The organism is Porcipelethomonas ammoniilytica (assembly GCF_025567485.1).
Taxonomy (GTDB): Bacteria; Bacillota; Clostridia; order Oscillospirales; family Ruminococcaceae; genus Porcipelethomonas; species Porcipelethomonas ammoniilytica.
Genome location: NZ_JAOQKH010000016.1, coordinates 1 through 16,733, shown reverse-complemented (window position 1 = coordinate 16,733; position 16,733 = coordinate 1). Strand labels below are relative to the sequence as shown.

General features: G+C 35.7%; 16 protein-coding genes, 1 pseudogene and 1 riboswitch. Of the genes and pseudogenes, 11 read left to right on the top strand and 6 right to left on the bottom strand.

The features are described from left to right. Window positions 1–2: 2 nt before the first annotated feature. From OCV67_RS10580 to OCV67_RS10535, 10 genes and pseudogenes are all read left to right on the top strand, one after another. Complete coding sequence (locus OCV67_RS10580; RefSeq protein ID WP_147643953.1) at window positions 3–1,019, top strand: L-threonylcarbamoyladenylate synthase; 1,017 nt, start codon at window positions 3–5, stop codon at window positions 1,017–1,019. Then, complete coding sequence (gene coaE / locus OCV67_RS10575; RefSeq protein WP_147643952.1) at window positions 1,016–1,651, top strand: dephospho-CoA kinase; 636 nt, start codon at window positions 1,016–1,018, stop codon at window positions 1,649–1,651. Before OCV67_RS10580 ends, coaE begins: the two co-directional genes overlap by 4 nt. Before the next feature lie 18 nt (window positions 1,652–1,669). Further along, window positions 1,670–3,070, top strand: coding sequence for an aminopeptidase (locus OCV67_RS10570; protein ID WP_147643951.1), 1,401 nt, complete (start codon window positions 1,670–1,672; stop codon window positions 3,068–3,070). A 135-nt stretch (window positions 3,071–3,205) separates the two neighbouring features. Continuing rightward, window positions 3,206–4,045: a sigma-E processing peptidase SpoIIGA gene (locus OCV67_RS10565; protein ID WP_147643950.1), complete on the top strand. Its 840-nt coding sequence runs from the start codon at window positions 3,206–3,208 to the stop codon at window positions 4,043–4,045. Window positions 4,046–4,066: 21 nt separating this feature from the next. Then, window positions 4,067–4,786 (top strand): RNA polymerase sporulation sigma factor SigE, encoded by a 720-nt coding sequence (sigE, locus tag OCV67_RS10560; RefSeq protein ID WP_147643949.1) that lies wholly within the window; start codon window positions 4,067–4,069, stop codon window positions 4,784–4,786. A gap of 156 nt (window positions 4,787–4,942) precedes the next feature. After that, window positions 4,943–5,139, top strand: a riboswitch (cobalamin riboswitch). 149 nt (window positions 5,140–5,288) lie between these two features. Beyond that, the gene (gene cbiQ / locus OCV67_RS10555; RefSeq protein ID WP_147643948.1) at window positions 5,289–6,080 is read left to right on the top strand and encodes a cobalt ECF transporter T component CbiQ; all 792 of its coding nucleotides are present in this window, start codon (window positions 5,289–5,291) and stop codon (window positions 6,078–6,080) included. After that, on the top strand, window positions 6,070–6,891 hold the full coding sequence (locus OCV67_RS10550; RefSeq protein WP_147643947.1) for an energy-coupling factor ABC transporter ATP-binding protein: 822 nt from the start codon (window positions 6,070–6,072) through the stop codon (window positions 6,889–6,891). The genes cbiQ and OCV67_RS10550 overlap by 11 nt, the downstream gene beginning before the upstream one ends. Before the next feature lie 22 nt (window positions 6,892–6,913). After that, window positions 6,914–7,648, top strand: a pseudogene (locus OCV67_RS10545) (energy-coupling factor ABC transporter permease); the annotation flags it as partial. A 45-nt stretch (window positions 7,649–7,693) separates the two neighbouring features. Next, window positions 7,694–7,969 carry an energy-coupling factor ABC transporter substrate-binding protein gene (locus tag OCV67_RS10540; RefSeq protein WP_262644551.1) on the top strand — a complete coding sequence of 92 codons (276 nt, stop codon included), beginning with the start codon at window positions 7,694–7,696 and terminating at the stop codon, window positions 7,967–7,969. A 106-nt stretch (window positions 7,970–8,075) separates the two neighbouring features. Then, window positions 8,076–9,206 carry a DUF4317 domain-containing protein gene (locus OCV67_RS10535; protein ID WP_147643945.1) on the top strand — a complete coding sequence of 377 codons (1,131 nt, stop codon included), beginning with the start codon at window positions 8,076–8,078 and terminating at the stop codon, window positions 9,204–9,206. A 72-nt stretch (window positions 9,207–9,278) separates the two neighbouring features. Here OCV67_RS10535 and OCV67_RS10530 read toward each other — a convergent pair whose 3' ends face one another. Genes OCV67_RS10530 through OCV67_RS10510 form a run of 5 tightly spaced genes read right to left on the bottom strand, consistent with a single transcriptional unit; the run spans window position 9,279 to window position 13,168 of the window. Further along, the gene (locus tag OCV67_RS10530) at window positions 9,279–9,737 is read right to left on the bottom strand and encodes a methyltransferase domain-containing protein (protein ID WP_147643944.1); all 459 of its coding nucleotides are present in this window, start codon (window positions 9,735–9,737) and stop codon (window positions 9,279–9,281) included. Between the two features lie 14 nt (window positions 9,738–9,751). Continuing rightward, window positions 9,752–10,624 (bottom strand): 4-(cytidine 5'-diphospho)-2-C-methyl-D-erythritol kinase, encoded by an 873-nt coding sequence (gene ispE, locus OCV67_RS10525; protein ID WP_147643943.1) that lies wholly within the window; start codon window positions 10,622–10,624, stop codon window positions 9,752–9,754. A 2-nt stretch (window positions 10,625–10,626) separates the two neighbouring features. Then, window positions 10,627–11,802, bottom strand: coding sequence for an aminotransferase class I/II-fold pyridoxal phosphate-dependent enzyme (locus tag OCV67_RS10520; protein ID WP_147643970.1), 1,176 nt, complete (start codon window positions 11,800–11,802; stop codon window positions 10,627–10,629). Further along, window positions 11,802–12,281, bottom strand: a complete 480-nt coding sequence (locus OCV67_RS10515; RefSeq protein WP_147643942.1) for an Lrp/AsnC family transcriptional regulator — start codon at window positions 12,279–12,281, stop codon at window positions 11,802–11,804. Before OCV67_RS10515 ends, OCV67_RS10520 begins: the two co-directional genes overlap by 1 nt. Window positions 12,282–12,292: 11 nt before the next feature. Then, window positions 12,293–13,168, bottom strand: coding sequence for a histidinol-phosphatase HisJ family protein (locus OCV67_RS10510; RefSeq protein ID WP_262644544.1), 876 nt, complete (start codon window positions 13,166–13,168; stop codon window positions 12,293–12,295). Between the two features lie 315 nt (window positions 13,169–13,483). Between OCV67_RS10510 and OCV67_RS10505 the strand changes: the two genes are divergently transcribed. Further along, window positions 13,484–15,784, top strand: a complete 2,301-nt coding sequence (locus OCV67_RS10505; protein WP_147643941.1) for an ABC transporter ATP-binding protein/permease — start codon at window positions 13,484–13,486, stop codon at window positions 15,782–15,784. Between the two features lie 122 nt (window positions 15,785–15,906). On the opposite strand, the gene OCV67_RS10500 is transcribed toward OCV67_RS10505, so the two are convergent. Further along, window positions 15,907–16,733, bottom strand: an 827-nt coding sequence (locus OCV67_RS10500) for a hypothetical protein (RefSeq protein ID WP_178085100.1), incomplete at its 5' end; no start/stop codon positions are given.

Here is a 16,733-nt window from a genome sequence, read left to right as displayed (position 1 = left end):
AAATGGAAAATACAATATTACTATACGATTCAGCGGAAGATATATTAACTGCGTCAGAATTAATAAGAAAGGGCAATGTTGTCGGTATTCCAACAGAAACAGTTTACGGTCTTGGTGCCGATGCATTAAATCCTGAGGCTGTAAAGAAAATTTTTAAAGCAAAGGGGAGACCGGCAGATAATCCCCTTATAGTTCATATATATAAAATTGAAGAGGCTGATAAGCTGGGACATGATATACCAAATATTTTCTATCGTCTGGCTGCAATATTCTGGCCAGGTCCGCTTACTATGATTGTACCAAAAAATGATATTATACCGGCTGAAACTTCCGGAGGACTTGATACTGTAGGAATAAGAATGCCGTCACATAGGGTTATGAGAGAACTTATACGTTTAACCGGTCCTATTGCAGCGCCTTCTGCAAATCGTTCCGGATATCCCAGTCCTACTTCGGCAGCTCATGTTATGAATGATATGAACGGAAAAATTTCCGCTGTTATTGACGGGGGAGAAAGCAGATTCGGTGTTGAATCTACAGTGATTTCCTTTGATGATGAAAACACAGTCAGAATACTCAGACCAGGTTCGGTTACATCCGAGATGCTGATGGAACATGCCGATAATGTTATAATTGATGACGCAATATTAAACGATATAGCAGCGGGAAGAGAAGCTCCTTCTCCGGGTATGAAGTATAAGCATTATTCACCTCAAGCAGATGTAAAAATTATTGACGGAGATTTTGAAAATTTCTGTATATATGTAAACAATAATCAGGGCATTAATACATTTTGTCTTTTATTTGATGATGATGATACAAACAAAATAAATTGTCGATATGTGACATACGGCAGCGACAGCAGTCAGCAGGCACATAATTTTTTTGCAAAGCTCAGAGAGCTTGATAGTTTAAATGCTGATAGAATTTTTGTAAGACCGCCTCAAAAGGACGGAGTAGGTCTTGCAGTATATAATCGTCTTTTAAGGGCGGCAGGATTCGAGGTGATAAGGGTATGAACAGTCTTGAGGGAGTGATGGTGGTAGGACTCACCGGTCAGACAGGAGCCGGTAAAACTACTGTTTGCAGAATTTTTTCTGAAAACGGATTTTCAATTATAAATGCTGATCATGTGGCCAGACAGGTTATGGAAAAGGGACAGCCGTGTCTTAAGGAGATCTGTGAATTTTTCGGAAAAGATATTTTACTTGAAAACGGAATTCTGGACCGTCCTAAGCTTGCAGGATTGGTATTTACAGACAAGAAAAAACTTGAACTTTTAAATTCGATTACATACCCTTATATCACATCTGAAATACTGAAAACTATAAGGAGACTGTCCTTTCAAGGGAATAAACTTATTCTTCTCGATGCCCCGACACTGTTTGAAAGCCGTGCTGATGATTTTTGTGAACTGATTATTTCCGTTATTTCCCGAGATAATCTGCGTCTTGAGAGAATTGTTGAAAGGGATAAAATAAGCCGTGAATCGGCACAGTACCGTATGGATTCACAGCTTAAAGAAGAATTTTTCAGACAAAATTCTGATTTTATTATAAAAAATAATAGTGATATAAATAATTTATATGAAGTAACCAGAGAGGTTACGGATAAAATTAAAGATTATTATAATAATAAATATAAAAGTTAGCAATTGGAGGTAAGCTGCATGAGTAAAGAAAAGTCAGAGGGAAAGGAATTAAAAAAAGCTTTGCTGTCTCAGAAAAAAAATGCTGTTTTAAAAATGAAAGCAGAAGATATCAAAAAAAGTGATAAATTCTGCGAGGGATATAAAAAGTTTTTGGACGCTGCAAAAACTGAACGAGAAGCAGTGGAATATACAGTAAAGCTTCTTAAAGACCATGGATTTATTGAGTTTAAGCCCGGTATGGGACTTAAAGCAGGAGATAAGGTTTATGTAAACAACAGAGGCAAAGCCGTGATTATGGCTGTAATAGGCAGCGAGGACATAAAGAAAGGCGTTAAGCTTTGTGCGGCACATATTGATTCTCCAAGACTGGATCTGAAACAGTGTCCGGTATATGAAGATACTGAAATGGCTCTGTTTAAAACTCATTATTACGGGGGAATTAAAAAATATCAGTGGACAGTAATTCCGCTGGCTCTGCACGGTGTAATCGTCAAAGCAGACGGCAGTAAGGTAACTGTTACTATCGGTGAAGACGAGGACGATCCGGTATTTTGTGTAAACGATCTTCTTCCGCATCTGGCGCAGGATCAGATGAAAAGAAACCTTGCACAGGGTATAAAAGGCGAGGAGCTTAATATTGTTATCGGTTCAAGACCATTTAAAGAGGACGGTTTGAGCGAAGCTGTAAAGCTTAATATAATGAACATTTTAAATGAGAAGTATGGTATTGTTGAAGATGATTTTCTTTCGGCTGAGCTTGAAGCAGTTCCGGCTTTCAAGGCAAAGGATATCGGTTTTGACAGAAGTATGATTGGCGCTTACGGACATGATGACAGAGTGTGCGCATATACTGCGCTGATGGCAACAGTAAAGTGCAAGAATCCTAAATACACAGCAGTTACTATACTGACTGATAAAGAAGAAACTGGCAGCGACGGCAATACCGGTTTGCAGTCTGCTTATCTGAAATATTTCATTGCAGATCTGGCTGCTGAATTCGGTGAAGAAGGCAGAACAGTACTGTCAAATTCAGAATGTATGTCTGCCGATGTAAATGCGGCATTTGACCCTACATTCCCCGATGTTATGGACAAGAGAAACTGTGCGTTTATAAATTACGGCGTTGTGGTAACTAAATTTACCGGCGCAAGAGGAAAATCAGGTACATCAGACGCCTCTGCCGAATTTGTAGGAAAAATCCGCAGACTTCTTGATAAAAATAATGTAATCTGGCAGACCGGAGAGCTTGGTAAGGTAGATATGGGCGGCGGCGGAACTGTTGCGGCTTATATTGCAAATCTTAATGTTGACACTATTGATGTAGGCGTTCCGGTACTTTCAATGCATGCGCCTTTTGAAACGGTTTCTAAAATTGACGTTTATATGACATATAAGGCATTTTCAGCTTTTATTTCTTAAATAAAATTATCCCGCTTTTGATAAGCGGGATTTTTTGTGCAATTTAACAAAAATTATGACATAACAGCTTTCGACTTAAAAACCCTGTCCTTTCAGCTATAATAAATTTATATCCGAACATAAGGCGGCGGTTTTATGAAAAGTATTTATCTGGACGTACTTATAGTTTTGAATATTTATGTAAACTATTTTTTGCTGCGTGCAACAGCAAAATTTACCCATACTCCACTTAAAACTATAAGATGTATTATATCCTCTGTGATCGGAAGTTTATTTTCACTGACTATTTTGCTCCCTGCCGGTAATTTTTTAATTCCATTAGCAATTAAACTTGGAGCGGCAGTGGTTATAGTAGGTATGGCTTTTGGAGTAAAGGATAAAAAACATACTCTGAAACTTATTTTGTATTTTTACATAGTAAATTTTATTTTCGGCGGAGTGGTAATGCTTTTGTATATTACTTTCAAGCCGTCCTTTATGGCGTTTAATAATTCATATTTTTATGTTGATTTTTCATTGCTTAGTTTAGTCATATTTACTGCTGTTGCGTATTTTGCAGTAACTGCAGTAAGACGTTTAATGGACAGGGGCTGTGATACTTCTCATCATTATAAAGTTATTATACGTCATAAATCCGGAGTATTTTCCATGGAAGCGTTGGCGGATACGGGAAATTCATTGATTGACCATTTCAGCGGAAAGCCTGTTATAATTTGTCCGCAAAAGGAATTTTCTTACATAGGGGACAATGATGAACAAATCTGTCCGGAGAGAGCGGAATATCTTTATCAAAAATACGGACTGAGGTTTATACCGTATTCAACTATAGGAAACAATGGGTTAATACCTGTTTTTTCTCCTGATGAGATCATTATTGCTGATAAAGAAACCGGAAAGAATAAAAAAACCGAAGCTTTGATAGGGATAAATCCAAAGGATACGCCTGCAATCTTTAATCCAAAATTATTATGCTGAATAGAAAGGAATTGTTATTTCATGAATTGTTTTAAATCATTTTTTTACAAATTATACTTATTTATTTTTAAAAAGAAAAAATCAATTCATGATGGAGTGTTTTATATTAACGGCTCCGATACTCTTCCGCCTCCGCTTTCAAAGGAAGAGGAGGCAAAGGCTTTTGCAGAGCTTGCTGAAGACAGCAGCGGCGCCAGAGAAAAATTAATAGTACATAATCTTAGACTTGTGGTTTATATTGCTAAAAAATTTGAATCTACAGGAACAGGCGTAGAAGATCTTATTTCTATTGGTACTATAGGACTGATAAAGGCTGTCAATACATTCAGACCAGATAAAAAAATAAAGCTTGCGACATATGCGTCAAGATGTATTGAAAATGAAATACTTATGTTTTTGAGAAAGTCATCGCAGTATCGTAATGAAATATCAATAGACGAACCGCTGAATATTGATTGGGACGGTAATGAGCTTTTGCTGTCTGATGTTTTAGGAACTGACGAGGACGTTGTAAATAAAGGAATCGAATCGGAGGCGGAACGGGGCATGCTCCGTGAGGCTGTTGAGTCTCTCGGCGGACGTGAAAAACAAATAATGCAGATGAGATTTGGCTTATTGGACGGAAAAGAAAAAACACAAAAAGAAGTTGCGGATTTAATAGGCATTTCGCAGTCTTACATATCAAGGCTTGAAAAGAAAATTATAAAAAATTTAAAGATAGAACTGGAAAAGAAATATTAATCCAATTATGTTATAGCAGTATTTTAAAGTTTATAGATTATATTTAATATTCAATAACCTGTTTACAATGTAAACAGGTTATTTTTTATATAAGTAAAATTCGGTTAAAGGGAAAACAAATATTGACAATATTCTGTATTTGTGTTATAATTCTATTGAATATTTACGGAAATTGGTTTCACTTAACTGTGAATTAAAAGGGAATCAGGTGAAAATCCTGAACAGTCCCGCTGCTGTGAGAAAAAAGCCGTTTTGAATTATGTCACTGACTTTTGTTGGGAAGACTCAAAACTGCGTTGATGTTATAATCTGAATTTTCAAGTCAGAAGACCTGCCAATATATATTCCGTGTCCGGATCCTGCGAGCGACGGGAAATGGCGGCTGACAGAGGGTGTGTTTTTATAAAAATACCATACCCTTTGATTTGTTGTGTCATTTTTTAGTCATATTACCGAAATACGCAGTTTTCGGTAATATGACTTTTTTATTTGAGGTTTTAACATGAAACATAACCATTTCGGTGCAAGATCCATTGACGAATATGCATATAGTTCAAAACTTAAAAATTGGAACAGCAGTCTCAAGGTTTTATGTTCCTTTATAATTATGATATTGTCAATATGCTCTCAAAATGTTATTGTACCAATACTGATTGCGGTTTCTGCCGGAGTGATAACTGTTTATAATGGAAAAATCCATACAAGAGAGTATCTGTCTTTAATGTGTATTCCCTTGGTATTTCTTATTATGACTTCGATCGCTATCATGTTGGATTTTAATTTCAGCGGAGGATTTTCAGTTAAAGTTCTTCCTGAGAATATTTATAGAGCAGTGCATATATCATGCAGGGCGATTGGTGCGGTAAGCGCTATGTACTTGATGTCTTTGTCTACGCCGGTAACGGAAATTATTGCCGTACTGGGTAAACTTAAGCTGCCGTTTGTTATTATCGAGCTTATGAATCTTATGTATAAATATATTTTTATTTTATTGGACAGTCAGGCAAAAATGAAAAATTCCGCTGCGGCTCGTTTGGGTTATTGTAATTTTCGTACTTCCTTAAAAACTTTTGGACTTATATGCGGAAATCTTTTTGCGGTTTCATTGAGGAGGGCGTCGGATTATTATAATGCAATTGAATCAAGATGCTCAGGCGGTAAAATAAAGTTTATGTGTCAGAAAAAAACTATAAAATCAAAGCAAGTAATATTTTTTGTAGTTTACGTTATTTTGATTATTTTGTCTGAAATTTTACTTGATACTATTTTGAAAGGGACATTTTATGAACAGTGAAAATATATTGACGATAAAAAACTTATCATTTGAATATGACAGCGGATTTTCACTTAAAAATATAAATGCAGATTTCAGTAAGGGCGAAAAAATAGCAGTATTAGGTTCAAACGGTTCGGGAAAGTCAACATTTTTTCTGAATATTAACGGTGTTTTATCACATCATCATGGCAGTATTTTTTATAAAGATATTGAGATTACAGGCAAAAATTTAGATATTTTAAGAAGAAATGTAGGAATAGTTTTTCAGGAGCCTGACAGTCAGCTGATTGCATCGACAGTTGAAGCGGAAGTTTCTTTCGGACCTGTTAATATGGGATTATCTGAAGAAGAAGTGAAGCAAAGGGTTAATAGTTCTATGATTGAAATGAATATTGAGTCTCTTCGGGAACGTCCTGTTCATTATCTTAGCGGCGGACAGAAAAAGAGAGTAAGTATTGCAGATATTCTTGCTATGCGGCCGGAAATAATTATCTTTGACGAACCTACAGCGTCTCTTGATCCAGTAAATTGTAAAATGTTTGAAAAAACTCTTGAGCGCTTAGAAAATCAGAATATAACGACTATCGTATCCACTCATGATGTGAATTTTGCATGGAAATGGACTGAGCGTGTTATTGTATTTCACGACGGATGCATTATTGCTGATGATATTCCGAAAAATGTGTTCTCAGATAGTGGTTTATTGAAAAAAGCAAACCTTGTCAGACCAGTACTTATGGAGGTTTGTGAACTGTTGGCAGTCAGGGGGATTATTGCTGCCAATAAAACTGTTAAAAGTATTTCTGAGTTAAAGGAAATGTTTTTATAAATTAAGTAAAGGGGTTTTTTATATGACTAAAAAACAAAAAAAGCTTATCGGTATTATTTTTGCCATAGCGTTGTGTATCGGAATAATTCCTGCTGCGGATGCTATGCACATTATGGAAGGTTTTATCGCTCCTGGATACTGTATACTTTGGGGCGTATTATCACTTCCTTTTCTTGTTATGGGATTTATGTCGATCAAGAAAAAAATTACAGAGCATCGCAGAACTCTTATTCTGCTTGCAATTTCCGGCGCATTCATATTTGTAATTTCATCACTTAAAATTCCGTCGGTTACAGGAAGCTGTTCTCATATGACAGGAACAGGTCTGGGCGCTATATTATTCGGACCTTCGGCTGTAAGCGTTTTAGGAATTATAGTACTTCTTTTTCAGGCCGTTCTGCTTGCCCACGGCGGACTTACTACAATCGGTGCAAATACATTTTCAATGGCAATTGCCGGACCGTTTATGACATTTGGTATTTATAAAGTCTGTCAGAAGCTGAATGTAAATAAAAAAGTTAGCGTTTTCCTTGCCGCTGCATTAGGCGATCTGTTTACATACTGTGTAACTTCTTTCCAGCTTGCTGTAGCTTATCCATCTGAAAGCGGAGGAATTGGTGCGTCAATGATTAAATTTTTGGGAGTATTTGCTGTTACTCAGATTCCGCTTGCTATACTGGAAGGACTTCTTTCAGTAATAATAATTTCTGTCCTTGAAGTTTATGCAAAAAATGAACTTGCGGATTTAAATTATGTAAACACAAAGCCTTCTAAGATAAAGGGAAGTGTTATTGCTTGTGTTTTGGCAGCTGTTCTTATTGCATTTGTACCGTTCTTTGCACTCAAGGGTGCTGATTTCGGTGGTTCTGACGATGCGGGAAGTGAAATGGTATCGGAAATACAGGGTGAAGAATATGAACCGTGGTTTGCGCCGGTATTGGAAACATATCTGGGCGGAGAAATTCCCGGCGAAATTGAAAGCCTGCTGTTTTGTCTGCAAACCGGAATAGGCACTTCAATAATTGCTTTCTGTGTGGGAAGACTTATTGAACGCAGGAAAAAAGAAAAAAATGAATAATTTAAAAAGAGCGTAAAATCGCTCTTTTTTCTTTAAGTCGGATATTGAGTTTAAATTAAATTTGTGTTATACTAATAATATTCAAAAAATGAAAGAGGAAATCAACATGACAGAAAAAGAAATTGCGGAAATCCGCAGACGTTTTAATATTGACAAAACTAATATTTCAAATATTCGAGGATGCTATGTTAATGAAAATAAGGAAATAATCTCTGAATTTGATCAGTTTTTCGGAACCGTACCAAGGGAAGAGGCTGAAGAAATTCTTGCTATCATTAAAAAAACTCTTTCCGGAACATTGGGTAAAAATCTTATTGATATTGAGTTTTCCAATCAGCAGGTTATTGACAGTGACGAGCATAAGTTGCTTATGAATCTGAAAAATTCGGAACTGAAAGACGACGAGGCAGTGTCTGAGATTTATAAACATATTATTCAGTCCATTGACTTTGAAGGAAAATATCTGATACTGCTTACATGTGATAAGTATGATGTTCCGGTTTATGCAAAGGACGACGTAAAATTGGAAGATACATCTGAGGTGTTTACATATATTCTTTGCAGTATATGTCCTGTAAAACAAACAAAACCGGCACTTAGTTATTATGTTCATGAAAACTGTTTTCGTAATATTGCAACAGATTGGATCATAAGTGCTCCTGAGCTTGGATTTATGTTTCCGTCTTTTGATGACCGTCAATCAAATATTTATAATGCTGTTTATTATATAAGAAATTCATCTGAAAATTATGAAGACTTTGTAGCAGAAATATTCAATACGGATATTCCTATGCCGGCAGATACTCAAAAGGAAATTTTTAATGCGATTTTGGAAGAAACCGTGTCTGAGGATTGCAGCTTTGAAGTTGTTCAGACTGTCCATGCCCAAATATGTGAAATGGTTGCAGAGCATAAGGCTGAAAAAAGGGAAGAACCATTGGTAATATCTAAACATACTGTAAAAGACGTTCTGGAATACTGCGGAGTATCCGAGCCAAATATATCTAATTTTGAAGAGCAGTATGATACACGCTTTGGCGCCGATACAGGATTGAGTCCTAAAAATATAATTGATGTAAAGAAATTTGAAGTGAAAACTCCGGACATTACAATAAAGGTCAGTCCTGATAGACCGGATCTTATTAGAACCCAGATAATTGACGGTCAAAAATACATATTGATAAAAGCCGATGAAAATGTTGAAGTAAATGGAGTAAATATAAATATCACTGAATAAAAAATTTTGGTATAAAATAACCTGAGAAGAATTTTCTTCTCAGGTTATTTAGTATTCTTAATATATAGAAACTTATTTTATTGCGACGATAACAGAAAATTTTTGATTTGAGTAAATGCATTTGACTTCTTTAAAATTACATTTTCTCAGCATATCCATTTCTTCTTCGACGGAACATTCTATGTCTAATTTTCTGCGTTCTTTCCAGAGTTCTATATCTTTTGCCGTTAGTCCGCTGTTTTTTAATTGATGTTCCCAGTATGAATCAAACCAAGTATTTATTTCTGACGAATTCAGCATGTCATCAGCGATATCAACAAGAACATATTCAGATTTTGGAAAGTGCTGAAACCAAAAATATGATAAAATACCAGTACCTGCACCTAAATCTAAGATTTGTTTAGGTGTTTCTATGTTTGACGCTATAAATTTTGTAGTATATTCGTAAAATTCATCAAAGCAAGGTATAAATTTTTTTCTGTTTGCATCATATTCCTTAGCTATAAGGTTAAATTGTTCTTCAATATTCATATACAATACCTCTGTTAATTAGTTTCTGTAGTAATACTTTGAGGAATAGTCTGACAGTGAACTACAAAGGGATAGATATTTTTTAGTTTTTCTGAACATTTAGCGGCTGCTTCGGAATCCTTGAAAATACCGAAAACTGCTGAACCGCTTCCGCTCATAATTGCATTTTCAGCTCCATTTGCAATCATACGTTTTTTTATATCGAACACATCGTTTACAGTTGTGACCTGTTCAAAAATATTGCCGCAGCAATCACAGTGATACATAAATTTACCTTTATCAATTGCTTTCAAAAGCTTACGTGTATCAATATGATTTGGTTCAGATAATTCATCAATCATTTTGTAAGCTTCAGGAGTTGATATACCGGATCTGCCTTTTGCAATAACCAGTTCAATTGGAGGAAGCAAGCGTATGGGATTGATTATTTCTCCGATCCCCTGGACAAAAGCAGTACCGCCGTAGATAAAAAATGCTGTATCCGCACTTATATTTGCAGCAAGTTTTGCTAAGTCACAAATATCAATATTTGTGTCAAACAGTGTGTTCATTGCGTAAAGAACGCCTGCACCGTCTGAGCTTCCGCCGCCAAGTCCTGCCTGAGACGGTATATGTTTTTCGATATGAATATTTATTCCTGACTTTATACCTGTTTTATCAAGAAATAATCTGGCTGCCTTATAAGCAATATTTCTGCTGTCGCATGGAATTTCCGGTTCATTACATGTCAGATGTATTCCGTTTTCGATTTTAGAAACAGTTATTATATCATAGATATTAACACTTTGAAATATACTTTCAATAAGGTGATATCCGTCAGGTTTACGTCCGACAACGTCAAGAGAAAGATTGATTTTGGCAGACGTTTTCACTTTAATGCTATCCATAATTACTCCGTTAATTTCCTATTCCTGATAAAAATTTCAATTCTTTTAAGAGCTTCCATAAGGTGTTTCAGTGAATATGCATAGGATACACGAATGAATCCTTCACCGCTTTCTCCGAACGCATTTCCCGGAACTACTGCAACCTTTTGTTCATTTAAAAGCTCTTCGCAGAATTCTTCGCTTGTCATGCCTGTACTTTTAATACATGGAAATACATAGAACGCACCTTCAGGGTTGAAGCATTCAAGACCCATTTTATTAAAACTGTCAACAAGCAGTCTGCGGCGTACATTATATTCTGAAACCATATTTTTAACTTCACGTTCACAGTGTGTAAGAGCTTCAACTGCTGCATACTGGCTTACTGTAGGAGAACTCATAATAGCGTACTGATGGATCTTAAGTATTTGTGTAACTAACGGTTCAGGCGCTGCAAGATATCCAAGACGCCAGCCTGTCATGGCAAAAGCCTTTGAAAAGCCGTTGATAAGTATAGTTCTTTCCTGCATTCCATCAAGCTGAGTGATTGAAAAATGCTTTCTTCCGTAAGTAAGCTCCGAATAGATCTCATCAGACAAAACCATAATGTTGGTATCACGCAGTATTTCTGCAATAGGTTCAAGATCCTCTTTAGTCATAATTGCACCCGTAGGATTATTAGGGAAGGGCAGAATAAGCAGTTTGGTCTTATCGGTGATTTTGGATTTAAGAGCGTCGGCAGTAAGTTTGAAGTTGTCCTCAAGTTTGGTTTCTACAGTAATCGGAACGCCTCCGGTCAGCTCGACAATAGGAGCGTAGCAAACAAAGCATGGTTCTACAATTAAAACTTCATCTCCGGGATCAATAAGCGCTCTGATAGAAATATCAATAGCCTCAGAACCTCCGACTGTTACTATTATTTCATGTTCGGGATCATATTTTACGTTCAGTTTTTTATTAATATATTGTGAAATTTCACAGCGTAAATCAGCAAGACCTGAATTAGCAGTATAGATTATCCTCTTTTTTTCAAGGGTATCAATAGCAGCTTTTCTTATAGCCCACGGAGTTTGAAAATCCGGTTCGCCAACACCTAGACTAATAACATTATCAATAGTAGCTGCAAGGTCGAAAAATTTTCGTATACCTGAAGGCTTTATTTCCTTTATTTTTGAAGATAATACAGAATCATAATTAATCACGGAGCAACAAAACCCCTTTCATCAATATCTTCTTCTTGTATGAAGATACCTTTTTCTTTGTAAGTTTTAAGTACAAAGTGAGTGGTTGTGGAAAGTACTCCTTCAATGGTTGAAAGACGCTGTGCAACAAACAGTGCAATTTCTTTGAGATTTCTTCCTGTCACGGTAACGGCAAGGTCGTATGAACCTGACATAAGCGATACGCTGTCAACTTCATCATACATCATAACTGTTTTAGCAAGCTCGTCAAAGCCGCAGTCACGCTGAGGAGTTACCTTAAGTTCAATGTTTGCAATAACCATGTCTTTATCAGCACGGTTTTCATCTAAAATTACACTGTAACCTTTTATAATACCGTCCTTTTCAAGCTGTTCAATTTGTGCGGCAACGTCTTTGGGAGTAGTACCCAGCATAGCCGCAAGCTGTTCATTTGAAAATCTGGCGTTTTGTTTTAAAAGTTTAATTAATTCGTTCATAGCTTTTCTCCTTATATTTTAAGAAAATGTGGTTGTCTGTTTTTATAGTATGCGATTTGCCTGAAACCTGCCTCTCTGGCAAGTTCAATACCTTCGGGAATTCCTTTTGCAAGGTCGGCTGTGGAATGGCAGTCTGAACCCAGAGTGATAATTTCACCGCCTAAATCCTTATATAATTTTATATATTCATATGACGGAAAAGTTTTGCCGTATGCCTGTCTTAAGCCGGACGTATTAATTTCGATACCTTTTCCGTTATTTATTATGGTTTTAAAAATTTCTGCAATTATTTCATTGTAAGGGGACATGTCAACCTGAATTTTCTGATTTCCCTGTATATAACGCAATGCATATGTAAGATGACCTAAAACGTCAAATTTATTCCATTGGCAAAGCTTGAGTATTTCAGTAAAATTTTCCTCCATAAGCTTTGGTACATTTTCTTTACTGTAATCAAGAAATGCAAAGTCGTCGTGATTCGGAAGCTCATGCATTGAGCCTATAACAAAGTCCAGACGTTTGTCAGAAAGGATCAGATCTGCAACAGCAGTATCGGCTGTAGCTTGTCCCAGTTCAATTCCGCAGATAAGATTCAGCTTTCCGGCAAATTCGTCTTTTGCCTGAGAAATTTCTTCCATTGACGCCTCATAGGCTCGTTTAAAACCGTAATCATCGTATTTTTTTTCTTCGGTTATATGATAGTATTCTTTTTCATAGAACCTGTTTACCTCACAATGATCGGTAATCGCCATAGCGTCAAGTCCTAGCTGAATCGCTCGCTGACAGCGTTCTTTTACGGTGTCGTTATCAGCGTCAAAGGAGTTTCGGGAATGTGTATGACAGTCAATGATCAAATTTATCAGATCCTTTCTATAAATTGATAACACTTATTATATCACAAAATCCGTAAAAAAACTATATATTTTTGAAAATTTAATCATATTCAGAGGATTTTTTTACTGTTTACTTGTGAAATTATTATATTTTACCAAGAAATTAAAATATTTCTTGACAAGTTCTGAAATTTATGATAATATAATGATATCAAATTGATATCAAAATAAAACTGGTTAAAATAATGTGACAGATTGATGAAAATTTATATTTTAATATTTTTTAGTTTGACTTTATTCTTTATCAGTGGTATTATTAATCTGGTTTTATTTTTAGAATAAAATGAGAATCTATATTGGAGGTATTGAATGCTTGAGTTAAAAAACATTAAAAAAACATATAGGGTAGGGGACGTTGAAACCAGAGCGCTTGACGATATAAGCGTTTCTTTCAGAGAGCAGGAATTTGTTGCGATCCTCGGTACAAGTGGTTCAGGAAAGACTACATGCCTGAATATTATAGGAGGGTTGGATCGTTATGATTCCGGCGATCTGATTATTAATGGAAAATCAACGAAAAATTTTAAGGATCGTGAATGGGATGCTTATAGAAATAACAGTATAGGCTTTATTTTTCAGAGCTATAATCTTATTTCGCATTTAAGTATTGTTGCTAATGTTGAAATGGGCATGACTTTAAGCGGAGTATCTGCTGCTGAAAAACACAGGAGAGCGCAGGAAGCATTGGAAAAGGTAGGTCTTAAGGATCACCTTCATAAAAAGCCTAATCAGCTTTCCGGCGGACAAATGCAGCGTGTGGCAATAGCAAGAGCTTTAGCAAACGACCCTGACATACTTTTATGCGATGAGCCTACAGGTGCTCTTGATACTGTAACAAGTGTTCAGATAATGGATCTTATTAAAGAAATTGCCGGAGATAAGCTTGTAATTATGGTAACTCATAATCCGGAGCTTGCCGAAAAGTATGCTGACAGAATTGTAAAATTCCAGGACGGTAAAATTGTTTCTGACAGTAATCCTTATAGTTTTGAAAAAGAGAATAAAGAATTTAGTCTTAAAAAGACAAGTATGAGTTTTCTTACTGCTCTCAAGCTCTCAGCTAACAATATCAGAACAAAACTCGGCAGAACATTTCTTACTTCTTTTGCCTCAAGTATAGGTATTATCGGCATTGCTGTAATATTAAGTCTTTCTGTAGGTTTTCAGATGCAGATAGATAAATTTGAAGCGGATACTTTACAGCAAATGCCCATAATAATATCACAGCAGAGTATGAATCTGGACACAGATACTATGATAAAAATGGGTGAAGAACAGAAAAAATATGAAGATTATCCCGATGAAAAGAAAATCTATCTGTTTGATTCTATGCAGGATACTATGACGCATACCAATAAATTTACAGATGAATATCTTGAGTATGTAAATAATATGGATTCGTCTCTTTGTAAAGGTGTAACATATTCCAGACTTGTAAATATGAATATGATACGTAAGGACGGAGAAAATTATATTCCGGTAACATCAGCTAATATAAACTGGTCATCTTACCCTGTTTCATTAAATGAAAACAAACATTCCCTGATGAATGAACATTATGATGTTCTGACTGGAACAATGCCTGAAACACCTAATGATCTTATGCTTGTGGTTGATACAAAAAACCGTATTAACAAAGCTGTGATGAAAGAACTTGGTTTTGATGCTGATAATCTTGAAGAAATTGATTTTAACGAAATTATCGGTAAAGAACTTAAAGTAGTAATGAACGATGATTATTACGTAAAAACAGAATACGGTACATATTCTTACAATACAGATTTAGCAGCTATGTATAATGCAGAAAACACTTTGACTCTGCGCATTTCATGTATTGTAAGACCTAAGGAAGATTCTCCTACCTCAATGATGTCAGAGGGCGGCGGAGTTGCTTATAATGATGAACTTGCACAACTAGTCATTGATAATTCTAAGAATTCAGAAATTGTAAAGGCACAGGAACAGTCTGATGTAAACGTACTTTCCATGGAAGCTATGGATGAGGAAACAAAGAAACAAACTATTGCATATCTCGGCGGAAATGAAATTCCATATGCCATTCAGCTTTATCCTTATGACTTTGAAAGTAAGGACAAAATGCTTGAATATTTGGATAAGTACAATGAAAGTCTTGAAGCTGATGATCAGATAATTTATACTGATATGGCAAGTATGATTTCCGGAATGTCTGACGGAATCATGGACGGTATTACAATTGTACTTATAGCTTTTGCAGGAACAAATTTAATTGTCAGCTTGATTATGATTGCAATTATAACGTATACCTCTGTTCTTGAAAGAACAAAGGAAATTGGTATACTGAAAGCTCTCGGTGCAAGGAAAAAAGACATAACCAGAGTTTTTGATGCGGAAACATTTATTTTGGGTGTAACTTCCGGTATGCTTGGTATTATTATTGCTAAATTATTAACTTTCCCGATCAATGCAATAATATATTCTCTTACAGATCTTAAAAACGTCGCACATCTAAAAATTTCACATGCACTTATACTTGTTGCTATCAGTACAATTCTCACAATGCTTGGAGGACATATTCCGGCGAGAATGGCGGCTAAGAGAGACGCTGTTGAAGCTCTTAGAAGTGAGTAAGGCATATTTAAGATATAATGCAACAACATAGTGTCGGTTGCTGCAAAGCTAAGCCTATCAGGAGAAATCCCGATAGGCTTTTATTTTATTAATACTCCTTAAGTTTTTAGGAGTCAGCTTAATTATGAAAAATCATAAGCAACAGCATCTTCTGTTAATAATGTATTAGTCCAGCCTACACAATAAGCAGCATATGTATTAACATTAAGGCTATTTAAGGATATTCCGGCTACTCTCATAATATCGTAATAATACTTTACCTGTGAGTAAGCTGCTACGTTATCTCCATAAATATCCGGTGCTCCGTAACAATGCATAAGCTCGTGAGTAATACTTCTTGCAGTATCATCAGCAGCAGAATTGCCCGGTCTTACAAGAGATACGATATCAATATCGCTTAAACACATCATGGAAGAACGTCCGTTGTATTCAATAAATACAACATAAGATACTCCATCAGCACTATATTGTGATTTAAGTGTATCAGGCATCATATTATATGTCTGAAGCTGTTCTCTGAGCATTGTCTGCAGTGATTTTGATGTACCGTTTACAGTAATATTCCATATGGTATTGCTTGAAGGGACTGTTATGGAAATATTATTATTAGGTATCAAAAGTGAAAGATTAGAATTGGTATTTGCATTTTCAAAAGTAACCGTATTACTGTATCTTGAGCTTTGATTTTTAATATAATCTGTTGCTGTTTTTACTTGTTGATTTTTATCAGTCATTTCACTGTCAGACCATGTTTGGTTTGTACCGTTAATTGTTGCGTTTAAAAATACGCTTACAACCAACTGCTTTCCAGTACAATTTTTAGCAGATCCTCTGTTTACAAGGGAAGGATATACCCCTGTGGTACAATTACTAGTATAATAAGGCGTATTTAAGAAGCAATCATTACTAAAAGCTATACCGTCAAGAACATTGATATTATTACCGTTAT

What these genes read in the sequence shown, in the direction of transcription:
- OCV67_RS10580 (WP_147643953.1), top strand. Translation starts at nt 3, where the DNA reads ATGGAAAATACAATATTACTATACGATTCAGCGGAAGATATATTAACT.
- coaE (WP_147643952.1), top strand. Translation starts at nt 1,016, where the DNA reads ATGAACAGTCTTGAGGGAGTGATGGTGGTAGGACTCACCGGTCAGACA.
- OCV67_RS10570 (WP_147643951.1), top strand. Translation starts at nt 1,670, where the DNA reads ATGAGTAAAGAAAAGTCAGAGGGAAAGGAATTAAAAAAAGCTTTGCTG.
- OCV67_RS10565 (WP_147643950.1), top strand. Translation starts at nt 3,206, where the DNA reads ATGAAAAGTATTTATCTGGACGTACTTATAGTTTTGAATATTTATGTA.
- sigE (WP_147643949.1), top strand. Translation starts at nt 4,067, where the DNA reads ATGAATTGTTTTAAATCATTTTTTTACAAATTATACTTATTTATTTTT.
- cbiQ (WP_147643948.1), top strand. Translation starts at nt 5,289, where the DNA reads ATGAAACATAACCATTTCGGTGCAAGATCCATTGACGAATATGCATAT.
- OCV67_RS10550 (WP_147643947.1), top strand. Translation starts at nt 6,070, where the DNA reads ATGAACAGTGAAAATATATTGACGATAAAAAACTTATCATTTGAATAT.
- OCV67_RS10535 (WP_147643945.1), top strand. Translation starts at nt 8,076, where the DNA reads ATGACAGAAAAAGAAATTGCGGAAATCCGCAGACGTTTTAATATTGAC.
- OCV67_RS10530 (WP_147643944.1), bottom strand. Translation starts at nt 9,737, where the DNA reads ATGAATATTGAAGAACAATTTAACCTTATAGCTAAGGAATATGATGCA.
- ispE (WP_147643943.1), bottom strand. Translation starts at nt 10,624, where the DNA reads ATGGATAGCATTAAAGTGAAAACGTCTGCCAAAATCAATCTTTCTCTT.
- OCV67_RS10515 (WP_147643942.1), bottom strand. Translation starts at nt 12,281, where the DNA reads ATGAACGAATTAATTAAACTTTTAAAACAAAACGCCAGATTTTCAAAT.
- OCV67_RS10505 (WP_147643941.1), top strand. Translation starts at nt 13,484, where the DNA reads ATGCTTGAGTTAAAAAACATTAAAAAAACATATAGGGTAGGGGACGTT.